This window comes from Shimazuella alba (genome assembly GCF_009831235.1).
Lineage (GTDB): Bacteria > Bacillota > Bacilli > Thermoactinomycetales > Thermoactinomycetaceae > Shimazuella > Shimazuella alba.
The window spans coordinates 233,189-257,339 of record NZ_WUUL01000001.1; the positions used below are offsets into that span (position 1 = coordinate 233,189).

22 protein-coding genes are annotated in these 24,151 nt (G+C 36.7%); 16 read left to right on the top strand and 6 right to left on the bottom strand.

Annotated elements, in window-relative coordinates:
• The 9 genes from GSM42_RS01125 (at window position 1) to GSM42_RS01165 (ending at window position 7,494) form a co-directional block, all read left to right on the top strand.
• On the top strand, window positions 1–999 hold the full coding sequence (locus tag GSM42_RS01125; RefSeq protein ID WP_160799405.1) for an alpha-ketoacid dehydrogenase subunit beta: 999 nt from the start codon (window positions 1–3) through the stop codon (window positions 997–999).
• 2 nt (window positions 1,000–1,001) lie between these two features.
• Window positions 1,002–2,234 carry a dihydrolipoamide acetyltransferase family protein gene (locus GSM42_RS01130; protein ID WP_160799406.1) on the top strand — a complete coding sequence of 411 codons (1,233 nt, stop codon included), beginning with the start codon at window positions 1,002–1,004 and terminating at the stop codon, window positions 2,232–2,234.
• A 69-nt stretch (window positions 2,235–2,303) separates the two neighbouring features.
• Window positions 2,304–3,260, top strand: a complete 957-nt coding sequence (locus GSM42_RS01135) for a sugar-binding transcriptional regulator (RefSeq protein ID WP_202404708.1) — start codon at window positions 2,304–2,306, stop codon at window positions 3,258–3,260.
• Window positions 3,261–3,356: 96 nt separating this feature from the next.
• Window positions 3,357–3,755, top strand: a complete 399-nt coding sequence (locus GSM42_RS01140; protein WP_160799407.1) for a transcriptional regulator GutM — start codon at window positions 3,357–3,359, stop codon at window positions 3,753–3,755.
• Between the two features lie 43 nt (window positions 3,756–3,798).
• The gene (srlA, locus tag GSM42_RS01145) at window positions 3,799–4,338 is read left to right on the top strand and encodes a PTS glucitol/sorbitol transporter subunit IIC (RefSeq protein WP_160799408.1); all 540 of its coding nucleotides are present in this window, start codon (window positions 3,799–3,801) and stop codon (window positions 4,336–4,338) included.
• Window positions 4,339–4,356: 18 nt separating this feature from the next.
• Complete coding sequence (gene srlE / locus GSM42_RS01150; RefSeq protein WP_160799409.1) at window positions 4,357–5,346, top strand: PTS glucitol/sorbitol transporter subunit IIB; 990 nt, start codon at window positions 4,357–4,359, stop codon at window positions 5,344–5,346.
• Window positions 5,347–5,409: 63 nt separating this feature from the next.
• On the top strand, window positions 5,410–5,775 hold the full coding sequence (locus GSM42_RS01155; protein ID WP_160799410.1) for a PTS glucitol/sorbitol transporter subunit IIA: 366 nt from the start codon (window positions 5,410–5,412) through the stop codon (window positions 5,773–5,775).
• A 24-nt stretch (window positions 5,776–5,799) separates the two neighbouring features.
• Window positions 5,800–7,101 (top strand): NAD(P)H-dependent oxidoreductase, encoded by a 1,302-nt coding sequence (locus tag GSM42_RS01160; RefSeq protein WP_160799411.1) that lies wholly within the window; start codon window positions 5,800–5,802, stop codon window positions 7,099–7,101.
• Window positions 7,102–7,164: 63 nt separating this feature from the next.
• Window positions 7,165–7,494: a bh protein gene (locus tag GSM42_RS01165; protein ID WP_160799412.1), complete on the top strand. Its 330-nt coding sequence runs from the start codon at window positions 7,165–7,167 to the stop codon at window positions 7,492–7,494.
• Between the two features lie 228 nt (window positions 7,495–7,722).
• On the opposite strand, the gene GSM42_RS01170 is transcribed toward GSM42_RS01165, so the two are convergent.
• A complete protein-coding gene (locus tag GSM42_RS01170) occupies window positions 7,723–7,890 on the bottom strand; it encodes a Tn3 family transposase (RefSeq protein ID WP_160799678.1) in 168 nt (55 codons plus the stop codon).
• A 160-nt stretch (window positions 7,891–8,050) separates the two neighbouring features.
• Between GSM42_RS01170 and GSM42_RS01175 the strand changes: the two genes are divergently transcribed.
• Window positions 8,051–8,545: a DUF4309 domain-containing protein gene (locus GSM42_RS01175; RefSeq protein ID WP_160799413.1), complete on the top strand. Its 495-nt coding sequence runs from the start codon at window positions 8,051–8,053 to the stop codon at window positions 8,543–8,545.
• Between the two features lie 91 nt (window positions 8,546–8,636).
• Here GSM42_RS01175 and GSM42_RS01180 read toward each other — a convergent pair whose 3' ends face one another.
• Together GSM42_RS01180 and GSM42_RS01185 are read right to left on the bottom strand one after the other, a co-directional pair.
• Window positions 8,637–9,512, bottom strand: coding sequence for a metallophosphoesterase family protein (locus tag GSM42_RS01180; protein WP_160799414.1), 876 nt, complete (start codon window positions 9,510–9,512; stop codon window positions 8,637–8,639).
• Between the two features lie 948 nt (window positions 9,513–10,460).
• Window positions 10,461–10,598, bottom strand: a complete 138-nt coding sequence (locus GSM42_RS01185; RefSeq protein ID WP_160799415.1) for a hypothetical protein — start codon at window positions 10,596–10,598, stop codon at window positions 10,461–10,463.
• A 349-nt stretch (window positions 10,599–10,947) separates the two neighbouring features.
• Between GSM42_RS01185 and GSM42_RS01190 the strand changes: the two genes are divergently transcribed.
• Both GSM42_RS01190 and GSM42_RS01195 read left to right on the top strand, forming a co-directional pair.
• Entirely contained in the window at window positions 10,948–11,244 is a 297-nt protein-coding gene (locus tag GSM42_RS01190; protein WP_160799416.1) for a hypothetical protein, read from the top strand.
• A 1,829-nt stretch (window positions 11,245–13,073) separates the two neighbouring features.
• Window positions 13,074–14,462 carry a hypothetical protein gene (locus GSM42_RS01195; RefSeq protein WP_160799417.1) on the top strand — a complete coding sequence of 463 codons (1,389 nt, stop codon included), beginning with the start codon at window positions 13,074–13,076 and terminating at the stop codon, window positions 14,460–14,462.
• A 66-nt stretch (window positions 14,463–14,528) separates the two neighbouring features.
• On the opposite strand, the gene GSM42_RS01200 is transcribed toward GSM42_RS01195, so the two are convergent.
• Window positions 14,529–14,675, bottom strand: coding sequence for a hypothetical protein (locus GSM42_RS01200; RefSeq protein ID WP_160799418.1), 147 nt, complete (start codon window positions 14,673–14,675; stop codon window positions 14,529–14,531).
• Between the two features lie 2,295 nt (window positions 14,676–16,970).
• Here GSM42_RS01200 and GSM42_RS01205 point away from each other — a divergent pair.
• The 4 genes from GSM42_RS01205 (at window position 16,971) to GSM42_RS01220 (ending at window position 20,856) form a co-directional block, all read left to right on the top strand.
• Complete coding sequence (locus tag GSM42_RS01205) at window positions 16,971–17,924, top strand: DUF4352 domain-containing protein (protein ID WP_160799419.1); 954 nt, start codon at window positions 16,971–16,973, stop codon at window positions 17,922–17,924.
• An 824-nt stretch (window positions 17,925–18,748) separates the two neighbouring features.
• Entirely contained in the window at window positions 18,749–19,147 is a 399-nt protein-coding gene (locus tag GSM42_RS01210; protein ID WP_160799420.1) for a tetratricopeptide repeat protein, read from the top strand.
• Window positions 19,148–19,281: 134 nt separating this feature from the next.
• Window positions 19,282–19,722, top strand: a complete 441-nt coding sequence (locus tag GSM42_RS01215) for a tetratricopeptide repeat protein (protein ID WP_160799421.1) — start codon at window positions 19,282–19,284, stop codon at window positions 19,720–19,722.
• An 840-nt stretch (window positions 19,723–20,562) separates the two neighbouring features.
• On the top strand, window positions 20,563–20,856 hold the full coding sequence (locus GSM42_RS01220) for a hypothetical protein (RefSeq protein ID WP_160799422.1): 294 nt from the start codon (window positions 20,563–20,565) through the stop codon (window positions 20,854–20,856).
• Between the two features lie 455 nt (window positions 20,857–21,311).
• On the opposite strand, the gene GSM42_RS01225 is transcribed toward GSM42_RS01220, so the two are convergent.
• Together GSM42_RS01225 and GSM42_RS01230 are read right to left on the bottom strand one after the other, a co-directional pair.
• On the bottom strand, window positions 21,312–22,145 hold the full coding sequence (locus GSM42_RS01225) for a Cof-type HAD-IIB family hydrolase (protein WP_160799423.1): 834 nt from the start codon (window positions 22,143–22,145) through the stop codon (window positions 21,312–21,314).
• Window positions 22,146–22,478: 333 nt separating this feature from the next.
• Entirely contained in the window at window positions 22,479–23,558 is a 1,080-nt protein-coding gene (locus tag GSM42_RS01230; RefSeq protein ID WP_160799424.1) for an acyltransferase, read from the bottom strand.
• Window positions 23,559–24,151: the final 593 nt, after the last annotated feature.

Sequence of the window (24,151 nt, forward strand, 5' to 3'; positions counted from 1 at the left end):
ATGAAAACAAAAGATATGTCCTATTCAGAGGCTATAAGAGATGCGATTTCGTTAAAGATGCATGAAGATGAAGATGTATTTATGCTTGGAGAAGATATAGGAGTGTATGGTGGAGCATTTGGAGTATCTAGAGGACTGATTGAAGAATTTGGCCCCAAGCGGATTCGTAATACACCTATATCAGAGTCAGGTATAGCAGGAGCGGCAGTTGGCTCGGCGTTAACTGGGATGCGTCCGATACTAGAATTACAGTTTTCTGATTTTATTACCATAGCTACGGATCAAATCATTAATCAAGCAGCTAAAATTCGTTACATGTATGGTGGGAAAGGGAAAGTACCAATGGTTTTACGTACTCCAAGTGGTTCTGGAACAGGGGCAGCTGCACAACACTCTCAAAGTTTAGAAGTTTGGATGGCTCATATTCCTGGATTGAAAGTAGTTCAACCTTCTAGTAGCTATGATGCAAAAGGGCTTTTGATTTCAGCGATTGAAGATGATAATCCAGTCATTTTTTATGAACATAAACTTCTTTATGGAATGAAAGAGCCTGTACCAGAAGAACTTTATCGGATCCCTTTAGGGAAAGCAGCAATTAAAAGAGAGGGAACAGATGTAACAGTGATTGCTACTTCTATTATGGTTCATAAAGCATTAGAAGCAGCAAAACAATTAGAGCGAGAAGGAATTGAGATCGAGGTAATTGACCCTCGTACGCTAGTTCCTTTAGATGAGGAGACCATCATTGCTTCAGTAAGCAAGACCAGTCGAGTAGTAATCGTGCATGAAGCAGTAAAACGTGCTGGATTTGGCGCAGAGATTGCGAGTGTGATCGTGGAGAGTGATGCATTTGACTTTTTGGATGCTCCGATTGAACGCTTAGGGGGAAAAGCAGTCCCTATTCCTTATAATCCAGAACTAGAGAAGCATGCTGTACCTCAAGTATCGGACATCATAAACGCCGTTAAACGAACACTCCAACGGGGAGAAGAGGTGTAAAATTGGCCAAAGAAGTGTTTATGCCCAAACTTGGGATGACCATGGAAACAGGTACTATCATGAAGTGGCTAGTTCAAGAGGGAGAAGAGGTTACAGCTGGTGATATTATTCTAGAAGTGATGACCAATAAAATTAATATTGAAGTAGAAGCTTATGAAACAGGAACTATGCTTAAAATTCTCTATGAAGAAGGAGAAGAAGTTCCTGTTAATCAAGCAATTGCTTATATTGGAAAAAAAGGAGAAGAAGTAGGTGAATTTTCACAACCTACAATGAACTCTCAACTTAATTCTCAAGTAACAGAAGATAAGAAATCAGAGGAACCTGTAACCGAAAAGAAAGAAAAAAATGGGGGAAAATCACGTGCCACACCTTCTGCCCGCAAACTTGCCCGTGAACATGATTTGCAGCTGACAGAGATTCAGGGGACAGGTCCAAACGGGAGAATTCATCGCAAGGATGTAAAAGCACATATAGATAATCAAATTGATACATTACCAAGTGTAGCTTATGAAGATTTAGCCCAAAAAGTAGAGCACAAGAAAGACACGGAAACATTCAAGGTGACTGGGATGCGAAAAATAATTGGTGATCGTATGAAACAAAGCATCTCGCAAGCTCCTCATGTCACTTTGCATAGTGAAGTAGATATGAGTGAAGCAATTCGATTGCGTCAACAATTGTTACCTATTATTGAAGAGAAAATAGGATTGCGTATTTCATACACAGAGATCATTCTCAAAGCAGTAGGGGTAACCTTGCGCGATCATCCCATGATGAATGCGACATTGGTCAATGGTGAAATTTATCTGAATTCACGAATCGATATTGGACTAGCAGTTAGTCATTCAGATGGATTACTGGTTCCTGTTATTCAAGGTGTGGATAGATTGGGAATGGCTCAACTTTCCGAACAAAGTAAAAAGTTAGCTCGTGCAGCTCGGGAAGGTAAACTGATTCCCAATCAACTTCAGGGTGGAACGTTTACAGTAAGTAATTTAGGGATGTATCGAGTTGATCAATTTACACCTATCATTAATTTACCTGAGACTGCTATTTTAGGAGTGGGACAGATCAAGGAGCGACCAATAGGAGTAAATAGTGAAATTGTGTTGAAACCAATGATGTCTCTCAGCCTCTCTTTTGATCATCGAACGGTTGATGGAGCACCGGCTGCGGCTTTCTTAACACAACTTGTAGATACACTTGAACATCCGGCAAACTTATTAGTGTGATCTCAAAAATATGCTCATTAATATACTAAAATCGAATTACATTATTTCCGTAGATTTGAAGGTGTACCTATGATTAACAATGATGAGAAGAAAAAACTGATAAAAATAGCAAAAATGTATTACCTAGAAGAATTAACACAAGCAGTAATTGCGAAAAAAATAGGTGTTTCTCGGCCTACTATTTCTAAAATGCTGCAACAAGCAAAAGAGGAAGGAATCGTAAAAGTCACAATTTTGGACGATGGATTTGATGTGATCGAACGAGAACAAAAGATTGCTCAAAAGTTTGGGTTAAGGGAAGTAATTATCACTTCCACCGAAAATATGAGCCAAGATCAAGCATTACGTGCGCTGGGAAAGGCGACTGCTGCTTATGTGAGTAAATCCCTTCGATCCATTAACCGATTGGGAGTTTCGTGGGGAAAGTCACTGCTTGAAATGGTGAAAGAATACCCGATTGAACAGCGAAATGTGAATGTAATTCCATTAGTTGGTGGAATGGGTCCAAAAGAAGTGGCGTTACATGCGAATCAAATCGCCTATGAGTTATCTAAAAAAATAAATGGACAATGTGAATCACTGTATGCACCAGCAATGGTAGCAACTATAGAACAAAAAGATGGACTCACAGGGCTGCCATTTATCGAAAGTGTTTTGGAACAAGGAAAGCAGTGTGATATGGCAATTGTGGGCATCGGAAATCCGTATGAACATTCTACGATGTATGAGATAGGTTACTTAAGTGATGCAGATATCGAGGAGCTCAGACAGGCAAAAGTAGTTGGTGATATTAGCTCCAAGTACATTCTGGAGAGTGGAGAGCTTGCAACTGTATCTATTAATCAAAGAGGAATAGGAATTGAATTAGAAGACTTAAAGAAAATCGACAACGTGATAGGGATTGCAAGAGGTGTTTATAAAGTAGAGAGTATACTAGCTACTTTAAAAGGCGGGTACTTGGATGTTTTGATAACCGATGATGAAACTGCCAGCCATTTGATTGAATCATTTGAAGAAAAAAATTAAGTTATGCACAAAATAAAGCGTTTTCATTTCTTTGTGAATCCCTTATAATAATGTTTACAAATGTAATAGAATCGAACATTTGAAAAGGGTGATTCGATGGATCAATGGGGAATACTGATTATCTTTTTCGTTTTTGCATGGGTCCTTCAAGTGATTTTAAGTTATTATCAAAACAAACATTATGGACAAACCATTCGAAAGATGAGTGCTGCTCATGATTCCGGTTATCTAGGAGTAGGCGTGATAAAAAAACGTCTCGGTATAGGTTCTGTGGTCATACTTGTCTCGGATTTATCTGGTTTGGTAGTAGATGCAAAAGAACTGACAGGTGTTACCGTTTTTTCTCGATTTACCTCTAATCAGGAGTTAAATGGGAAGAAAATCGAACAACTCTTTGCCTTATCTGGTAGAGATCATCGAACCAAAGCAATTCAAATGGCGGCAAATCAAATAGTGAACCAAAAAAATCAACAAGAACAACATGCAAAAGAGTGATTTATGTTCATGAGATGAATCGAATTGGGGAGGTTTGATGAAGATGGATTTTTTAGTACACCTAGCTAAAGGATTTATCGGTATGTTTCAAGCGGGTGGAGCTCAATTTATGGGCTTAGCAAAAGGGATTCTGCCCACCTTAATTTGTTTGATTGTAATTGTAAACGCTTTAATTAAATTTGTTGGGGAGGAGCGAATCTATCGTTTCGCTCAGAAAACTACCAAATATGCAATTTTACGATATACGATTTTCCCTATATTAGCTGTCTTTTTTCTTACCAATCCGATGTGTTATTCCTTTGGAAAGTTTTTGCCAGAAAAGCAAAAACCCGCTTTTTATGACGCGGCTGTTTCCTTTGTTCACCCAATTACTGGCTTGTTCCCTCACGCAAACTCGGCTGAGTTATTTGTTTACCTGGGCATTGCAAGTGGATTAACGACCTTAGGACTTTCCTTAGAACCATTAGCAGTTCGTTATTTACTTGTTGGGATTCTCGTCATCTTGATCCGTGGACTTGTAACAGAATGGATTACGAATATGATGCTAAAACGTCAAAATCAATCCATCCAAAAGGCCACCTAAGGAAAGGGGTATATCCAAATGACTAATTATTCAGCGGTAAAAGTGACTAAAGGAGCAGGTGGTTGGGGTGATGGGTTAATCATTCAACCAACTGAACAGAAGAAATATATCGTTTCCGTCACGGGAGGCGGAATTCATCCAATAGCACAGAAAATTGCAGAATTAACCGGTGCTGAAGCAGTAGATGGATTTCGAAATTCAATAGATAAAGAAAATATGGCTTGTGTTGTGGTAGATTGTGGGGGTACTGCCCGCTGTGGTGTATATCCAAAAATGGGTGTACTGACTATCGATGTGTTATCTGTATCTCCATCAGGACCTCTGGCTTCCTTTATAAATGAACAAAATTTTGTCTCTGGTGTGACGGAGCAAAATATTTCTCTAACAGATGCTACTGCTCCAACTACAACAGTAGAAACCAGAGGAACGAAAGAGATTAAAGAAGAGGCCAAGAAAAAGGCAGCAGAAATATACCCACAAAAATCGAATTTCTTAGTCAAGATTGGTAGAGCGATGGGAAATGTAGTAGGGGTGTTTTATCAAGCCGGTCGTGAAACCATTGATATGGTAATACGAAATATATTACCCTTTATGGCGTTTGTCAGTACCATTATCGGAATTATTACCTATACCGGGATAGGTGATTGGATTGCACATGTTGTCACTCCACTAGCAGGAAATATTATCGGTTTAATCGTTTTGTCGATCATATGTGCAATTCCGATTTTATCACCGATGTTAGGCCCTGGAGCAGTTATTGCTCAAGTAGTAGGGGTGTTAATCGGGGTGGAGATCGGCAAAGGAAATATCCCGCCACAACTTGCCCTACCTGCTTTGTTTGCCATCAACCCACAGGTAGGTTGTGATTTTGTTCCAGTTGGATTGACGCTAGGAGAGGCAAAACCAGAAACGATTGAAGTTGGGGTACCAGCAGTTCTCCTCTCTCGACAATTCACAGGTCCTGTTGCCGTATTAATAGCATATGTATTTAGTTTTGGCTTGTATTAAAATTAAAGTGGGCTGGTTTCCGTAAAAGATTCCAGCCAAACTATAAATGTGGTAGGTGAGTTTATGACTGTACTCTTTGAAGTTACAGCAACCAAAATTGGGGAACTAGTCTCCGAATTTGCCGAGCAAAATTTTCTTATTTTATTTGACGAAAGTGCACCAAAAGAATTGCATGATGTTTCGGTTTTGCATACAGATCGAAAAAATACCGGAGAAATTACCTTAGCAGATGTGTTAGTTATTGATGGTCAATCATTTCAAATCTCATTCGTTGGGAATACAGTTAATAAAACCATGCAAGAATTGGGTCATGCTACGATAAAGTTTAATAGTGGACGAGGAGATTTACCAGGAACGATCTGTGTAGAAGAAAAACCAGTACCAGACATCCATATAGGTTCTAAGATTCAAATCATCCGTCACAACTAAAACTACTATAAATGGGGTCATCTTATGCCAATTCATCACAAACTGCAAGCACTGCAACAAGAAGGAAATTTCATTCGTGTGGGACTTATTGGCGCGGGACAGATGGGACGAGGAATGATTGCACAAATTGCAGCGATGAAAGGAATGCAAGTCGTTGCAACAGCAGATATTCGGACGGAAAATGCAATTCATGCTTATGAAAATGCTGGATTCACCTCTTCTCAAATTGTTCAGACTGAACAGTTAGAAAAAGCGGAGCGAGCTATTACCCAAGGTCAAGTCGTCGTTACTTTCGATATGCAACTTGTATTGCAGCTCTCGTCGGTTGATGTGATTGTTGATGCGACAGGGATCCCTAACTTAGGGGCAGAGATTGCTTGGAAAGCCATTTTGGCGAAAAAGCATATTGTAATGCTAAATGTGGAAACAGATGTCACGGTGGGGCCGCTTCTTTACCAGATGGCACGAGCAGCAGGCGTTGTTTATACGGGTGCATCTGGTGACGAACCAGCAGCCATCATGGAATTATACCATTTTGCTAAGACAATAGGATTTCAACCTTTGGTACTAGGGAAAGGTAAAAATAACCCACTAAATTTAGAGGCAACACCAGATTCCGCTAAAATACAAGCACAAAAAGTAAACATGAATCCAAAAATATTAGCCTCATTCCAAGATGGAACCAAAACAATGATCGAGATGACAGCTGTCGCCAATGCAACTGGGTTTCTTCCAGATATACCAGGTATGCATGGGCCGACTGCAACGGTGGATCAGTTGACAAAAGTTTTTCGAAGAAAAGAAGAAGGGGGAATTTTGCATTCCTATCAGACTGTAGAGTTTGTCAATGGGATTGCTCCAGGGGTATTTGCCATTATCACATCGGATCAAGTTGAAGTACATGCTGAATTGCAGTATTTAAAAATGGGAGATGGACCAAACTATATCCTATTTCGTCCCTATCATTTAACTAGTTTGGAGACACCAATCTCGATCGCTAAAGCGTTTTTAGAGGGAGAAGAGTCCATTGTTCCTTATCAAGGTCTCATCGCGGAAACGGTTACCGTGGCGAAAAAAGATTTGCAAGCTGGGGAAAGCCTAGATGGGCTAGGTGGATTCACTTCATATGGAAAAATCATGGAGGCAAAAGCAGCAAAACAAACCCGCGCACTTCCAATAGGGTTGGCAGATGCTAGTTTACGTATCACGAGACCAGTGAAAAAAGGGGAGGTCATTACTTTTGATGATATAGAACAAACAAAAATACAAATGATTTGGGAACTACGTCAATTAATGGAGAGAGATGCTTCGATATATAAAGCCTAATTGCTCTATTCATTATTGTATAATATTAGTAGTATGGAGCATGAGTTGATGGAGGGATGACAGATGAAAGAGTCACAAATTGTCACTGAATTTTTTTGTATCCGATGTTCAAGTGATACACCTCATAGTATCATCTATTTCAATGATTCCATTTCTCATATCCATTGCGAGAATTGTGGTCGAAGTCTCGATCTGAAAGTAGATGTGAAATATGAACTATATAAAGAAATAAAAAACAGACTCTCCACCAAACCTTCTCGAATCATTAAAGAGTATAAAGGAAATCGATCCTATTTCTTAAAGAAAATCCCACGGAGAATGTTTAAAAAGCCATTCCGTTTGTATAAAGAAGCCAAGGAAGTAAAATATTTTATAGGTAAGTATGTGAAGTAGCTTGTTTAAATATATGTAGAATCGCACACAATTCCACCACGATTGTGTGTATTTGTTTTTTATGGTGATGCACTTAGAGTAGACATGTTAAAAATGAGACTTTAAGGGGTAGAATCCCAATAGCCATCAAGTTAAGAGGGGTAAAACCAGCAACTGAACGACGTAGTGCAATTTGAACAAACATTGGAAAAAGTACTGATTCATTTTGAGTGTCGGTATATGTGTTTGCTATATAGCAAGTCTATTATCTAAATCTATTGGAAACTCGGCGTATGGATTAATATGATCGTAAATAAGAGGAGTAAGAGCACGATAGTCATCATTTGTCATCGGATCAACCCATTCTTTTTCTTGCAGTACATGTTGAATTTTGAGTGTATTGTTCGCTGGTACTATACCATTTTATTTTCTTTCAAAATATATAAACTAGTTTGCATCAGAAACTAAATTCTGTTAATAATAACCATCGAACTATTTAAAATATTATTTTATTTCCGTATCGATTGTATTAAAATTAAGGATAGGTTTCCATCCTTAAAAGAGGAGGTTTTGTAAAATGCTACGGAAGAAATGGTTTGTTCAACTTATTGTGCTTAGCTTTGTTTTTTCTTTTTATACAATAGGAACTGTACATGCAAATGGAGATTCTGTTTTATTAGAAACCAAAAAAGCAGCAAGTAATGGACATGTGATCAACAGTGAATTTGGTGTTAATAGTCAAAAAGGAAAAATAAAAAAAGCGTATGGCACCCCTGATAGTGAGGATGAATCGATATTAGATTATTATCCATCTCGGCAAGTCGCTTTTCAATTAAACAAGAATAAAGTAGAAATGGTTTATTCAGCATCAAAAGAGTATCAAGGGCTGACTTCTGAAGATGTGGAGAAGCAACTAGGGAAGCCACATTGTGCAGAAGGTGGTTTTGGTAAGGCATATTGGTCCTATCACCTGGGTAAATACTTGTTAACATTTCAGTTTGTGAATGAAGAAGTGAAAACACTTCAACAAGTACTTGTTGAAAAAAATAGAACTTGCAATGAATTGAACTAAATAAAACAAGATATCTCCATAAACAGAGATATCTTGTTTTATTTATAATCAAGTACTTTACCTCTTTTCCGTAAAACAAAGGGGAAAGAGTTTAACTATGATAATAGTTTCCATTTCTCACTTGATCGACAAACGAATTGAAATCAAAATTACCATTAATGTCTGTAATCCACGGTTCAAGAACGAAGCGTAACTCAGCTTGGGAAGTATCAAGCACAGCCATGCTTCCAGGTTCAATACTTCTCAACTGATCATTTTCACGTAGATTAACCAGCACACTCAAACCGAGATATGTTGTGTTTTTAAATTGGAGTGGACCAGCCATATGGTGGTAATGACCCGCAATCAAATAATTAGGCTGTAATTGTTTGATAAGTGTCGAAATCATAGTGGAGCCTTGTATATCACCATAATATCCTGTTCCGATTCCAAAAGGTGCATCATGAGTGATTAAGACATCAATCTTTTTATTCGTATTTAAGAGAGTATGGTAAGCGATTTCATCAATCGATTCTTCTGTTCTGGATGTTTGAATACCTCCCAAAAATGCTATGCTGAGGTTGTTCTTCTTTATGACTGAGCCATCCGTTGCGTAGTAAAAGAGATCAAATGAATCTACACATACAGTTCCCTTTTGTGCAAGGGAACTTTTTTTTCGTAACCATGTAAAATCTTCATGATTACCTCTTATAAAATAGATTTGTTCTAAATGATTAGTCCTGATATATTGTATATTTTCGGCCAATTTCCCCTTTGCTTGTAAGTAACGACTAAAATCAAGCTGGGCTAAGTCTTTTTTGACATATTTTTCATTCTTCAATTCTTCGTTTGGATATGGGTATGCTCCTAGATCCCCAACTTGAATGATGAGATCGAGTTTACACTGATTCCGTATCTGCCAAGCAGTGAGAAGAGCTAAAGTATGAAAAACCCTACCATGGATATCACCAACAAAGCCAATTTTCATTTAAAATGCTCCTTGTCATGGATGGGTATACTCCAGATTCAAAACTAATATTTTGGATTGTCAACACTAATGCTTCTGTTCTTTTGTCATTACATATTTTCATGTTTCGTGAATACTATCATGATACTCACATCTTTCTTGTTTCAGTAATTCTACGTAGCTGAAGAGCCTTGTCTGATAGAAAAATAGTTCGAGATTTATTTCCTTTTCCATTTCTCACTTACAACTCATGCGATTCCAAATAAAGATTATGGATGACTTATGAACAAGCATCTTCGCTGATCGCAAATCGGTATAGGATAGTAAATTCGCCAAAATATAATTCGTTTATTTTTTGATTCTAACACGTCTGAATAAATCGTTGTACAACGGATTCACTATGTATATGGATGACCTTTTCCCAATCGTTCTTCTGAATAAGAAAGTAATCTTGCATTCCTGTTTTATAGAAGGTAGATAAAATCATGTTAGAAGATTTTCGGTTCGATGAACAAGCCAAGAATTTTTCTGATAAACCTTACTGATTGCTATGGTGAAAAGTAAATTAAACTGATCTTATGCTTGAAAATAGCTATCTATGTCCTCTTTATTCATATCAACTTTCCTATAATCAAATTAGAAGGTAAACAACCTACGTTTGTGAGAGAAAATATGTCACTTCAGCCTGGTCATCCATTCTGGTGAATCAACGACTATTACAACAAAATTATCAATGAGCTAGAATGGGCTTACGATCATCGAAGAGCTTTCATGACTTTCAGCGGTCGTTTCAATTTTTTCAGATGATGTTTGACGGTCTGAAGGCATAGCAGACTCCTTCACTCCAAGGTGAAGCAGATTTCATCGCTCGCGCCCAGAAGTTGCATGAGTCCATCAACACTGGCAATGTCCAGGTTGCTCGTCTCCGCTTTAAGTCTCTTCGCAGTCACTTCGACGCGGACCTCATCCTCAAATGCGAACTAGATAAACGCTCTCAGTGTTGTCAATCTGTTGATGAAGAGAAGCGGTTGATTGAGACGGTTTTGCAGGAGATGGATACAGCAGTTGATCGTTTAATCCATAGAGGTATTCATTTTTCCATATCATATCATTGCCACATATTTCGTGAGTCAGAAGCACAGTAGCAGCATCTCCACATACTTCTTTCAATCGTTAAAGGAAATTCGGTCACCATTTCCGATGATCCGTGCAACTTCTTTCTTTTTCATTCCAACTATACTCGTAAAAAATCTTCTAACACCTAAAAACTCAGAAATATGTTTCTTTATGTCGAATATTTCAAAATTAAAGCAAATTTCAGCGATCTCTACTGAGCATCGTGTGAGTTTGCCTTTTGTATGCAAAAGAGGAAATGTACCTTTTTTGAAAATTCTTGTTTACTTATGTGTAGATGGTATTATTAATATACAGGTACCTAAAGTTAGGAGTTCTTCTCATGGGAAAGAAGACCACTGAAATCAATGTTGTGTTCACCAATGATGATCTGGATGAGTTTCTGGCCACGGGATGGACAGGTAAAAAGGCTAAGGAGATGTGGTGGAATCATATCATCACCCCTGATGGTAAGAAGAAATTGCGATTCCATTTTTCATACAAAAACAACCACAATATTCTTGTGGATCAGTGCCCAGTTGATGACGATTTTAGTCAAGCAACAACAAGTTCGGTTCGTCCCGGAGAATCTAAAAATTTCAGTGGGGTGATGGTCATTAACCAGTGCCGTCTTCCGTAAATTCTTCATGAGACTGGTAGAACTCCAACATTCAATCTATCAGTTGGTTCTGAAAAGAGCCAGCCTGCACAAAGACCATCTGTGCAGGCCTCAACAGAATATTTAACTTCATATAGATCAAATGACTAGTGCGGAGATACTGGTCATTTTTTATGGAAGGTGGTTATGATGTCTATAAATTCAAATAAAAGGAAACTAAATGCAGGTGCCCATCCTTTTATACACGGGATCGGGGTTTTTTTCACATTTACTGTATAGATTAATATTCACACTTAGGTCAGAAAATGGAGAAAGAATACCATATCCTTTCCATTGTCTGATGAATTTCTTGAACTCTCCTTGAATCAACAAAATAATCTCATTTTTATTTCGAGTAAGACAGGTTTCTAGAGAAGCACGAACATGGACCAAATAAACATAAAACCTGCTTTCTTTGCTTTTTCATGGCGTATTGTGTCCAAGCCAAATCAATAGATGTATCGTCAGAAACGAAAGATTCCCCTGCTGGATAGCAGTTTTAATTTTTTCGATCTATTCTTTCTGCATAAGGATAAATCATCTTAGTAAAGAATTGGTAGCGGAGTTCACTCTAATCTAAGACACCATACTGGCATCTCCATTAAAGAATTGTACGTGAGTCCATCCTTTAGAATGAGTAGTTTTACCTGATCCTAAAGATCCTATATAAAAAAACAAAATCATAACCATCTTCTTTCTCTGCAAAAACGATCAAGACAATTATAGATATTCTCATTCATAATATAATATCTTTCATGTACCCACTGAATAGGGTGTAGAAGACGCAGATGTGTCAACTGAGTATATGAGAGTAGATGGGGTTACATCGTACTCGTTTAGCGTGCTCGTCTTACAACTCTATAAAAAATAGAGTTGTACCATTTGCTCTTCGAATTCTGCTGTGGATGGCACAGAATAAGAGAGGATATGGAAGCAAGAAGAAGCGATCGATTGCTTAGAAACATGAGAATTGTAGCTTTACGAGCTTTCAAATAACATGTTATGGTTTATACAGCGAGAACATATGCAAGTACTAAGGATGACAGTGAAATTTTAAGGCGATAACGGCTATCATGCAACTCCAATTCATGTTGAAATCTGAATAGTACATCAAAGGAGAGGTTGCTTATATGTGGTGGGGAAGTAACAGGAGTGGGAAACCAGACAATAGTCGGGAAATTAACTATCTAAAAAGAAAAATTGAAAAGGTTAGAGATGAAATCCGGCGTACGGAGCGATCTATAGATGATCTTGAACGTAAAAGAAAACGTCTGAAAGATGATCTTCGGGATTACGAACGGGATTTATATCGTTTGTATTAAGGCTTTTAAATAGAATGCCAGAAGATCCATGAGGGATATTTTTGTTAAATATAGAAAAACTGAGAAGAAAAAGGGTTTTATATAGGAATGTTTTATGGTGAGATGGATATCTTGGTTCAGAGTGATGAACGGAATGTGTTTAAGTAAGAAGATGGATGGGATCAACTGGGAAAAACTACGAAGTTTATTCATTTAAAGAGTACAATCAAATGTACCTGATAGGATAAATATGATTATTATATAGGGTAGCAAATTTTATAGAAAATGGAAATGACAGGAGTGGCTATTTATGTAACTTTGAGTCATTTCTTGTATATTTCGATTCGAAAAAGAGGGATTAATCCCTCTTTTCGTTTATCTAAGTTGAAAACAGATAATCTTTTATCTGTGGAATAACTTTATATTATAAAATCATAAAAAATTATACTATTATAAGAGTGTGTGATTTTTATTTATACCAAACTATTTCCAAATATAAGGAGATTTTTTATGTTTCAACTACGGTCATTGGTGAGTATTCTTATCTGTACTCTTTTTTTAGCCGCTTGTTCAGGAAAAATGCTACAAACGCAAAAAAAAACAAATGATTTATCGCCTGAAGAAACAGCGAAAATAATTGCTCCATTTCTACCCGACGGAGCAATGTGGATGGTACCCCAGTATGGAAAAAACCGAACTCCTTTCTTTCTAGTTGATTTTGATCATGATCAAAAAGAAGAAGTAGTTGGTTTGTTTAAACAAAATCAGCAATTGGGATTGATCGTTGTCCAACAAGAAGACGATAAGTGGAAAAAAATCACACAGGAATCTTTTGTCGGGAATCAATTTCAATCAGCAGGGGCTGGTGATCTAACAGGAGACCTGAAAGAAGAGATTGTCCTGAGTATAGAAGAGGGAACAGAGTTCGATGCACAAACAAAGGTGCTTCAATGGGGGAAACAACAAAAATTAACTTCTATCCTCCATCAAAAAACAACCGCTACTGTGTTAGAAGATTTAGATCAAGATAAGCATCCTGAACTTATCTTCTTTCAAAAACAACCAGATATGCATACAGAGGCTACTCTTTATCAAGCTCACCAACAAAAGTTGCAAATAAAAGATACAAAAATGATAGATGGCACCGTAGAAATGAGTTTTCTTACGGTAGGAAAAGTCCAAAAGAATAGATTAGGGATTGTAGCAGATATCTCAGTTGGGGCACATGGTGGAAAAGCTGGTATTTACTACATTCAAAATGGTAGATTACACGATGTTTTTGACACCCTTAAGGATGATCAAAACAATCGTCTCTATAATGTGAAGAGCCAAGATATCAATCATGACGGTATCATTGATATTGCTTTTACACAGATGGTTCAGAATAGTGAAAGCTTATCTAATGCTGAGCAACCGACCATCTATCGTTGGTTTAATTGGAGTGAAGAGAATCAATTAAAGTTAGTATTTCAACAATATCAGGACGATATTTTGGGTTTACGTCTAACCTTTCCACCTGCGTGGCGAGGAAAAATGAAAGCATCCATCAATCCTGTTTCACGTACAATTACGTTTGGGTTACCATTAGACGAATTCAATCTTATTCCAATTGCAGAGATTACAGCTGTGAAGAAATCAGACTGGCCCACATATAAACAATACTTGGATTCCTATAAAAAGCTAGATACATTTGATTATTCCATCCTGACTACTCGAAACGATGTTATGTATCTTTCTACCATTTATAACGAAAAAGTTTCTGAGCAAATGAATGGATTAGCTACTTATTACCGAGCTAAATCTTTAGGAATGCTTCCGACTCATTCGAAAATGAAGCAATGGGTAGAACTATATCATGATGCACATAAAGAATATTTACGATTACCTGAAATGCCATAAGCTTGTTATTTTGGTAAATGGTTATGGAAGGATGGTCGATCAAAGGTTCGAAAGGAACATTTATCATCATGGATACTGATTGAGAGAGCATTCTTGTGCCATTGACAATCCATCTAACCCACGAGGTAGGCATCGCCGTCCTCGAAGAAGTGCTTCGAGTAGAAGGGGGTGTTCTGCTAGTTCTTCGATGACGGAATGGACGGCAGCCATCATCTCAGTCCCCGTTATGATATGGGGAGATGAATGGTAACAGTGGTGAGTGGCTTGGACTCGGACATTTTGCTGAACCACCGCTTTTTTAGCAGTGCCAATAATTAAATAATATACTAAAAATAAATTAACTTTAATCGATGATCTATCCTATGGTAAGAAGGAGGTAGTCCAAGTAACTCAAAAGCCATATAAATAGAAAAAATGTAAAATCCCGATTTCTCTGTACCTAAAAGAGGGATCGGGATTTTTATGAGATTATTTCTACTCAATTGTATTTATACAATAGATAAGGATTTAAAATAGCTAATCTAGCTCGATTCTAACCTGTTCAGAGGATAGTGCAAAGATTTCAAGAACGAAACCATAAGCGCTTCTGTGAGATGTGGGAATCTCCCTGTACGAAGGTTCAGGGAGACCCTAAAGGAATAGTCCCGATTTTCCTTGAATTGATTTTGGTTTTATTGTTAATCTGGTCAAATTGCTCTTTGTGACATGTGCTGGTTCTAGGTGTTTTGGATGTGGGGACTACTTCAGTTTTCTCAATCAGTCATGGCATCATGAGAATTTAGTGATAGGAGCATCTGGATTATCTTTGAAAAAATACTCTGCTTTCATATGATCTGACTCCTCCCAATAATATTCATTTTACTGTAAGGAATCGTGATCAAGTAAATGTGGGAACAACTACCTTTAATGGAATTTTAAAATGACAGTTATAAGAATGCGAGAAAAGCATATTGGGGTAGTGAAAGGGTTGCAATCAATAAATTATGGCTTGAATTCTTAAAGTACATGTCCAAAATTGTTGTTGTTAGCAGAATGAAGCCAGTTGCAAGATCAAACCAATTATTAGATTTTAAGCCAAGTATAAGAAAGATGGCTGCTGATATTGGACAATTATGAATAGACCTACCCATAAGTTTTTTCTTCATTTTTTTCTAGCTGATGAAACTCGAAGCCCAAATTTCTAAAGATTTATCTGAGGTTTCCTTTTCTTTACCATTTATATTCTTTGTCTTGTTGTGAATATCAGAATTAGTACTTTTTTAAATGTTTTCTGTTTTATCTTTCCTTTTGAATTAATAGAGATTATAACTTTCTAGATTTTTGGTGCAAAAAGGCCATCCATACCATGACAATGATTCCAAATAGAATAAAAAATGCTCCTGCTAAACTGTGTTTAGCTTCGAAAAGGGATTTCCCGCCTATCAATATAAAAAATAAACCTAAGCAAAAATAAGTGAATAAATGGTTATATCGAATATTTTTATATAATATTTCTCCAATCGCTACACTCAAATAAAGAAAACCAATAGCTAAAAACCACCAATTAAGCGGGGGTTTGATACCTGCTCTGATGCATACGGCGGCAAATATGAAGCAAACAATTACAGATGAGATTGAAAAGCTTTTTTTCTTTTTTGGGTTGATTTTTGTAAAGATTCATTTTTCAATTCCTTTTGTTCATCAGCTATTTTATTTTCTATCTACTACTTTTTCTTATTGTTGAATGCCAGAATTAATTATAATTTTCGCGAAAAATATTTGTATATAGACTAGGATAACAATAGCTTTACATTTCCTAAAACGTAGATATTTTATCTAACATACAGAATTTTAGAAATCGTTCAATTGGAACTGGAAAGTGCATCGTTATATCTGCAATAAGTTATTTGTGTTTGTTCATATTTGATCTAGTACCATAACTAGTTAGTGAATTAACATTATTATATTCTTACTTGGAGTTGCATGATTTGTAGGGTGATATTTCAGTTCTGCTTTTGTGTTTTGAACAAACCAGAAGAATGGTTGAATGAATAGAGAATCAGCTCTCACATCAGAGTACTATTTTCAATTTTTGTCTAAATAGGAGTATAATACAATCGGAAGAGAATATTTCGAATTTAATGATTTTCTAATACTAATAGGGATGTGATCCTTTATAAAGAAAGAAAACATTGAAATTTAGCCTTTTTAGATGGTTATAAACCAGCAACCATTACGTTTCATAAGAGATTCACTTCAAAGAAGCTGCAAGTAAAAACTATGTCTTGTCCAGTCTTTATCATTCAGATCAATAAAATGCTTTATTATTTTTTAAAATGAAACACAAAAAGCTATCTTTGAGGAGAAGAATAAATTTCTTACAAATTATCACTCAACTATATGAAACAGCTGAATGTGTTAAAAACCTCAAGCTTTAGAAAGAAGATAAAAAAAGCGATCATTAGATGAGGAATAGGAATTGTTTCAAGCGGATTGATTATCAGAAATAGTTAGCAAAACTAGGAGGACATGATGGATTTTATAATGGATGCTATTATTAGCATGACTGTCATATTTGGATTATTCCTGTTAGTGGGGGTTATATACCCTACAAGTTCACACCGTGAAATCAGATTACATAATCGCTGGGGAAGCTTTGTCTTACTTCTCGGTGTTGTGTTTTTTTATCAAATAATGGAAGATATATCAATAAAACAAATATTAATTGATATTGTTGATGGAATTTCCGTTTTTTTCTTTTTTGGTATTGTAAAACTTACAAGTTGGCACCGTAAAATCAAACTAAATAAGCATTGGATAAACTTTTGCTTATTTGTCTTTTTTATACTTCTTTCTATTGGAATAGGGGGAGGCGAATCAAAGCTAGGGGAGCCTGTAGACATATTCGATCGCATCTACACCGTGAATAATGTAACAGAGTTACAACAGATAAAAGATCTAAAAGGCACCGACTACTCACCCAATAAAGGAGCACGCTTTATCAAAGTTAATGTGTCATTAAAGAATCATGGGACAAAACCGATCACAATCCCTTCTGACGAAATCACACTACATGCATATACAAAAAAATATTCTGAGTATAAAAGGGATGTAACAAATGAGGTTTTGGTGAACCCATCTAAAGTGAGCTTGTTCCAAGAACTAAATCCTGGTGTTACAATAACTGCTAATGTTCTATTTGTGGTACCAAATAACATACCACTCAATAATCTCGAGGTAAGTATAGAAAAAAAAGACATTCAACAAGACATTCCTTTTAATGGGGATGTTTCAAAATGGCCAGTGGTAGTCCTCTATATGGTCATTATTATTGGATTAATTGAAGTATTCTTGTTAATTGGGGTTGTGTATCCTACTGGTTTGCACCGTGATATCAAACTTGATTCCCGCTGGACTAACCTTTTTGCATTTTCTATTGGTTTATTTATTATTTTATCACTCGCAATATTCACTAGATATTAAAAGTCTCAGCTGTTTGGGGGATTTTGCATTTTGCTATAATAAGAAGCGAAGTTTTCGCTCTACTGTACATGTAAGAACGATGAAGCCCCAAAATGATTTGGGGCTTCTGATCTGTCAACTGTTAATCTTTTGTCGATAGACTGAGAGGCAGTCCTATGCACAACGAAAAGGCTGTCCAAAGTAAGATAAAGGAACCTAGACCGCCAAAAGGGGCAAATATCATCTTACAAGAGATTTTCCACTCAATATTTTTAACTTTCTCTATTGAACACATTTATGGAGATTCCGAGGAGGGGATTTTTATGATTTAAGCTAAAGTAAATTGAAATCGGCATTCGTTGTTTCAAAAAGGTATGCATACATTAAAATCAACGAAAACAGCTAGGGATGTACCAAAGGCAAAAAAGTTATTACTTTCGTCTACAAAACTAGGTTTTGCTGAGACGATTTTTCAATTAGGATTGCAGTGTTTACGAGAACAAGATACGGTTTAAGCAGCAGAGTGGTTAAAAAAGCAGCATAAATGAATCATGTATGTGCCATGAGGGTGTTTGCGAATCGTTGGCTGCTTAAGAAATACAAAAAAAATAGCGAAGAGGAAAGTAAAGCAAAGCCAAAGCGAAAGAGAACTAGAAATAGGAAGGATAAATTTGCTAAACATTTGTTGATAAGAGCTGTACAGCAAAGTTCCAACCCAGCCATGGAACATCTCGCTTCATATTTATGTTCAAAAAGCAGCGCAAAAAACAAGTTGGAAGGGAAACAGTGGTTACAAAGAGCGGAAATTGTGAAAGAAGATCGACTGTTAAAAAGGTATGCAGACAATGATGAGCAAAAACTTCGATCTCTTGCTGAAACTGGTCATATATGCCATGCTCTTATACGGAAAGAAACTATTAAAAATGCCAACAGGAAAACTTAAAGCGGAAGGTATAGATTGGATACAAACAGCAGCGGAAAAAGGGTCTGTTCAGGCAATGCAAACGTTAGGCCAGGCCTATTTGTTTGGAAAAGGAACCAATCGAAATGTGTCTTGTGGGCTATCATGGTTAGAAAAAGCATCGGAGAACGATTCCATTTCATCTATGGTTCGACTTGGCAAATACTTTTTGGAAGGGATATTTAGCGAATTACAACCACAACTTGGAGTTGAATGGTTAGTAAAAAGCACCACGGACCTCCTCCTCTTATGCGATTATATCGCTGGGGTGTTACTTCATTGAAGGTTCTACTACAAAAGATATATCAGCAGGGTATTATCGGCTAAAATGAATGTCTAGCACGAAATGGTCATATCAAAACTATGGGTCAGCTAGGAGAATTCTATTACACAGAACAGAAAGATTGAGAGAAGTCCATGATGTGGTTGGAACAAGCAATAGAAAAAGGAAATTCAATGGCTATGTTACTCGGAATTATACTGATCAAGAAAAAAATAGATGTTACTAGAGGAAAGCAACTGATTTTAAAAGCGGCTGATGAAAATACGGTCGATGCTATGTGCTACATAGGTAAAATGCTTATAGCTGAGTTCAATATAGAGGGAAATGTGTTCAGGAAAGACGAGCAACAAGGCATTCAGTGGTTAGAGAAGGCTATTGAACAACGGAATTACCGAGCCATGACCGTTCAGGGATACCATTTGATAATGGTGAGCCCAAGTAATTCGGAACTAGTAAAAAGGGGAATGAACTTACTCTATCGTGCAGCTCATACCGGTTGGCCGAAAGCAATGACAAAATTAGGTGAGGTGTTGTTGTCAGGAACTGCTGTCTATGGTGAGCAAGGGAAGTATTAGCTTGAAAAAGCTGTGCATCATGGACATCCCGCAGCTTGTTATCAGTTGGGAGAGCGATTGCTTTATGGGCTGGGTTATCCACAGGATGAAACAACAGGAATGACTCTTTTGGAAAGTGCAGCCAAAAAAATTATACTCTTGCTGAACTGTTACTGAAAAAAATCGCTGCTGAAAGAGAAATTAGTTGAATTATCAAAGTCAGGAACTTTACATAAAAATATCAATCCTTTGTAGGCAATGACACGTTCGGTGCGCCCATGAGGCTGAGGTGTCTTTACTGCCGATGGCAGTCTCATTGGAGTATTCTTATGAGTAAAGCAGCGTCTTACCTTATCCGAAAGGATTGGGGGAACAACAGCATGACGTGAAAAGGCTTGTAAATTCTAGCACTATGGACAATATGCAAGTCAGCAAGATTACATATAGTGAAAGCTATATTGCTTGAATTCCAGTAACGGTGGAACATGTCGTATCCCTTGGGAGAAGTATTACGATGAATATAAAAAAAGATATTTGCCTAAAACCAAATTCATATCATCATAAGAAACCCACATGATCTCTAAGTGCATAGAGGTCATATGGGTTTTCCTGATAAATATATGGAACAGAGGTAGTACAGCGTATTCGGTGGCTTTTTTGCGTTATTTGGGGCCACGGTATGGGTAGAACCAGCAACTGGCGACTGAGGGTAATGGAGAAAATCCGAAACGGAATGGGGTATGTGATCGATTCAAAGAATGAGAAATTTTTTTCAGAATAGAGTTGTTTTTTTTGTAGAGATATATATAGTAGAAGAAGGGAGAGAATCTTCCTGTAAATATATAGACAGAAAGGTCAACCATGGCTACGCTTAAGGACGCAATTGCGAAGGTAAAGAAGCTCGATCTGAGTACTTCTTCCGGTCGTCAGAAGGCTGCAGAGCTTCTGAAGGACTTCCAGATGGAGATTGGAAGTCTGGGCGGGCCGCTGGGACATGTTTCCATCATTGTAGGTGGCCCATCCGCTATTGAGGCGGCTGGCGGTATTCGTGTTGGTTTTGAGGGTAAGGATATATTCATCCGCACTGCAGCAGACGCTAAGAGGGATTCAGCTTTTATTGGTAAGTATGCAAACAGCCTGAAGAAGATGCTGTAACAATGGATTGACCAAATAAGGGTGGGGGACAGCAGAAGTTGTTCTCCACCCCATAAATTTTCTATCGATTAGACCCGTCCCTAAATGGAGCGAAACCTATTGACGGAGAGACATATTGATTACGGTGAGGCTTGGTTATTATGAGGTTACAGGTTCGAAAAAAAGAAATTTGTATAGATGGATCATCAGTTGTACATATAGTGACTTATATAAACGACCAACTTTATCTTAGGAAATAACATAAATAATAATAAATAAATCACAAAACGACAGACAGCTTCGGCTGTCTGTTGTCTATATTTGTCATTAAAGATTACTCCGGCTACTATTAGTATACTACAACCTGAATGAAATGATTTATGGTACATTCTAAACGATCTAACCGAAGTATCTCCAGAGCCCACAGAAAATGATGGTAGTATGAAATCATGAATGTAAGGATAAAAAAAGACGGCTTAAAGGGAATAGTTTAAGCTGCCTTTAAATAGTAGATGATTTTCAATAAAATAACTTACTCCTTCTTGATCGTTTGTAGGGACGTGCAGAGTTGTGCATTGTTTAACGAGTGGGTGTGCATTTTCGACCGATGCTGATAAACCTGCTAATTGTAACATGGAGATGTCATTACAATGGTCCCCAATAGCTGCAGTTCTTTCGGCAGGTATGTGGAGGATTTGATTGAGGTATTGCAATGCATTTCCTTTGGATATACCTTTTGGCACAACTTCATAGTAGTGTGCATGTGATTGAAAAATGTCACACTCTTGACTTGAGGAATAACTTTCAGAGATCATATGAAGGGTTTGTATATTATTAGAAGAGCCAATCAATTGTAATTTAATAATTTCGTCCTTGATTTCAGCGAAAGAATGGACAGGAGTAGGCGTTATTCCTAATTTAGATAATTCAATTGCTTTTTGAGGGCTGAGTCGTATGGAGTAGATCTGAGTTGAACTAAATAGTAGCAAATCAATCGTCTGATCAATGTGCTTAATATCAAGTAGTATTTTCTCTACGAAAAGTTTTGATAAAGTTTTTAGAATTTGTATTTCCTCATCGTGAGGATAATAGAGTACCGCACCATTACATAAAATAACAGGTAGACCAATCTTCAGTTCGTTTAAGAGGTGGTAGCTTTCAGCCAGACTTCTTCCTGTAGCAATGGTAAACATACCTCCATTTTGTTGATATTGATTTATTGCATGTCGAGTACGGACGGATATTTTTTGGTTACTTGTTAAAAGTGTACCATCCAGATCTGAAACCAAAAGAGAATATCGATTCTCCAAATTATCATCTCCTTCTAGATTATTGATTTTAGTGAATCCATTTACTAGGTCATTATAATTTATTTTTGTTAATACAAATCGATAAATTTAATATGATTTTATTAAGATTTTACAAATGATTATTTATTAACAAATCCCAAATTCGCTAGATACCAAGAAAAATGGTTTGAAAGGTAGCGAAATTCCATTTTGTTACTATATAAATAGAAAATGGATTTGAGTGTTTTCACACATCTCTTGAAAAGGTAAGAAATTCCCCTCCGGATATTCCAGAGGGGAATTCTGGTATCATTACTCTATTTCATTATCAGAAACTACGATACATGTTAACCTTTATTTTGCATGGTAGTTTGTAGTCGTTTGCACTTGACGATTCAAGTTTTTTGTATTGGTATTTAGTTTTGGTATCGGTATAAAGTGGTAATAGTAAGGGACTTTCTCAAAAAGTTTTAAAGAAAAGAAACTGACCAATAAATAAAACAAAAAAGTAAAAGGTATGGACCAAGGATGCCAAAAGATACTTGGCATATATTCTTCGTAATAGAGAAAGAATGGGTGGACAACATAGATTCCCATAGAATATACACCAATGGTAGTCAACCATTGATTACATCTTGTCATATGTTTTATTTTTGGGTAAATTCCAATCATCGCCAAAAAAAGGATGGGAACTGCAATTATATTTTCTAATCGATATTCGGCTATGGAATGGATGCGATAAAAAGACCACACTCCATCAGCTAAAACGAGTAGTAACATACCAAGAGAGATCTTAAAATGTGCCTGTAACCAGTCCCGTATTGTCTCCCAATACTGCGCAAGATAACCACCCAATATGAAATAAAAAATCCAATTAAAGAGGTATACTTTTTCCCAATGCAAGTAGAGTGGGAGCAGTTTTAAAAATAATAGTTGTAAGAGCAGTGAACATACAAGCATAATGGTCCATTGTCGTTGATTATTTACCCATCGTTGCAAAATAGGGAATAGGATATAGAATTGTAATACAAGGGAGAAGAACCATAAATGATAGAAGCCTCCTCCTAAATATATTTGTGTATAGAAATAATCTAACGTAAACGAAAAAGGGGACAATCCGGTATATAGATAGATAACAATTTGATAGAACACAGTAAACACGAAAAATGGAATTATGACTTTACTTGTACGAGATTTCCAATAGTGTTTGGCGTGAAAACCTTTTATTTTTCGATTATAAAACAAGAGAAACCCAGTGATCATGATGAATAAATTGATACCATAACGACTAATTTGATTGAAAAAGTGAGTATACCATTCATGTTGTTGATCATGAAGATAATAATAGGCACCTGTTACATGGATTACTAGGATCATCAGGCACGAAAGTGCTCGGATCATGTGAATTTCATAAAGATAGTTTTTGTTCGCCAAAGAAAACACACCTTTTATTCATATTCACTTCTAACAAAAGGTAAAGAAATATCTTCTGTATCATAGAAGGTGTTATTTATGAAACTAACATATTTCTTAAGAATGTACAAATAAATTCATAAAATTACAAAAAAATAACCATCTATAGTTTTATAGATGGTTCTGCTATATTTGCGAAATGTCTTAAGGGATAGTGGAAACGGAAGAAGGTCGTTGGGATGGGAAAATTTTGGAAAATGATGTATGAAAGTATTAATTTTTGTTTTCTTTTTTGATAACATTGTTCGTGTTATATTTGGAGCTGCGATGGGTGTAATTCTGATCCACGGTTGTCGGATTAGGGGTTATAATCGAATCACAAAGGGAGTAGTCTGCTCTTTTTCTACATAAACAAATGTCGCCAATTATGGACAATCTTCGATTAGTTAACCTAGAAGCAATAGGACTAGGAGACAGAGGCTTATAAGAGGAAGATCAAAGCAAGTCAAAAAGAGCGTTCGCAGTGGTTGCGGCGAACGCTCTTTTTGTATTTTTTATCAAATAGGAATCATGATAAGTACTAACATAACACCTTAAAAGTCCTTACTGACCGA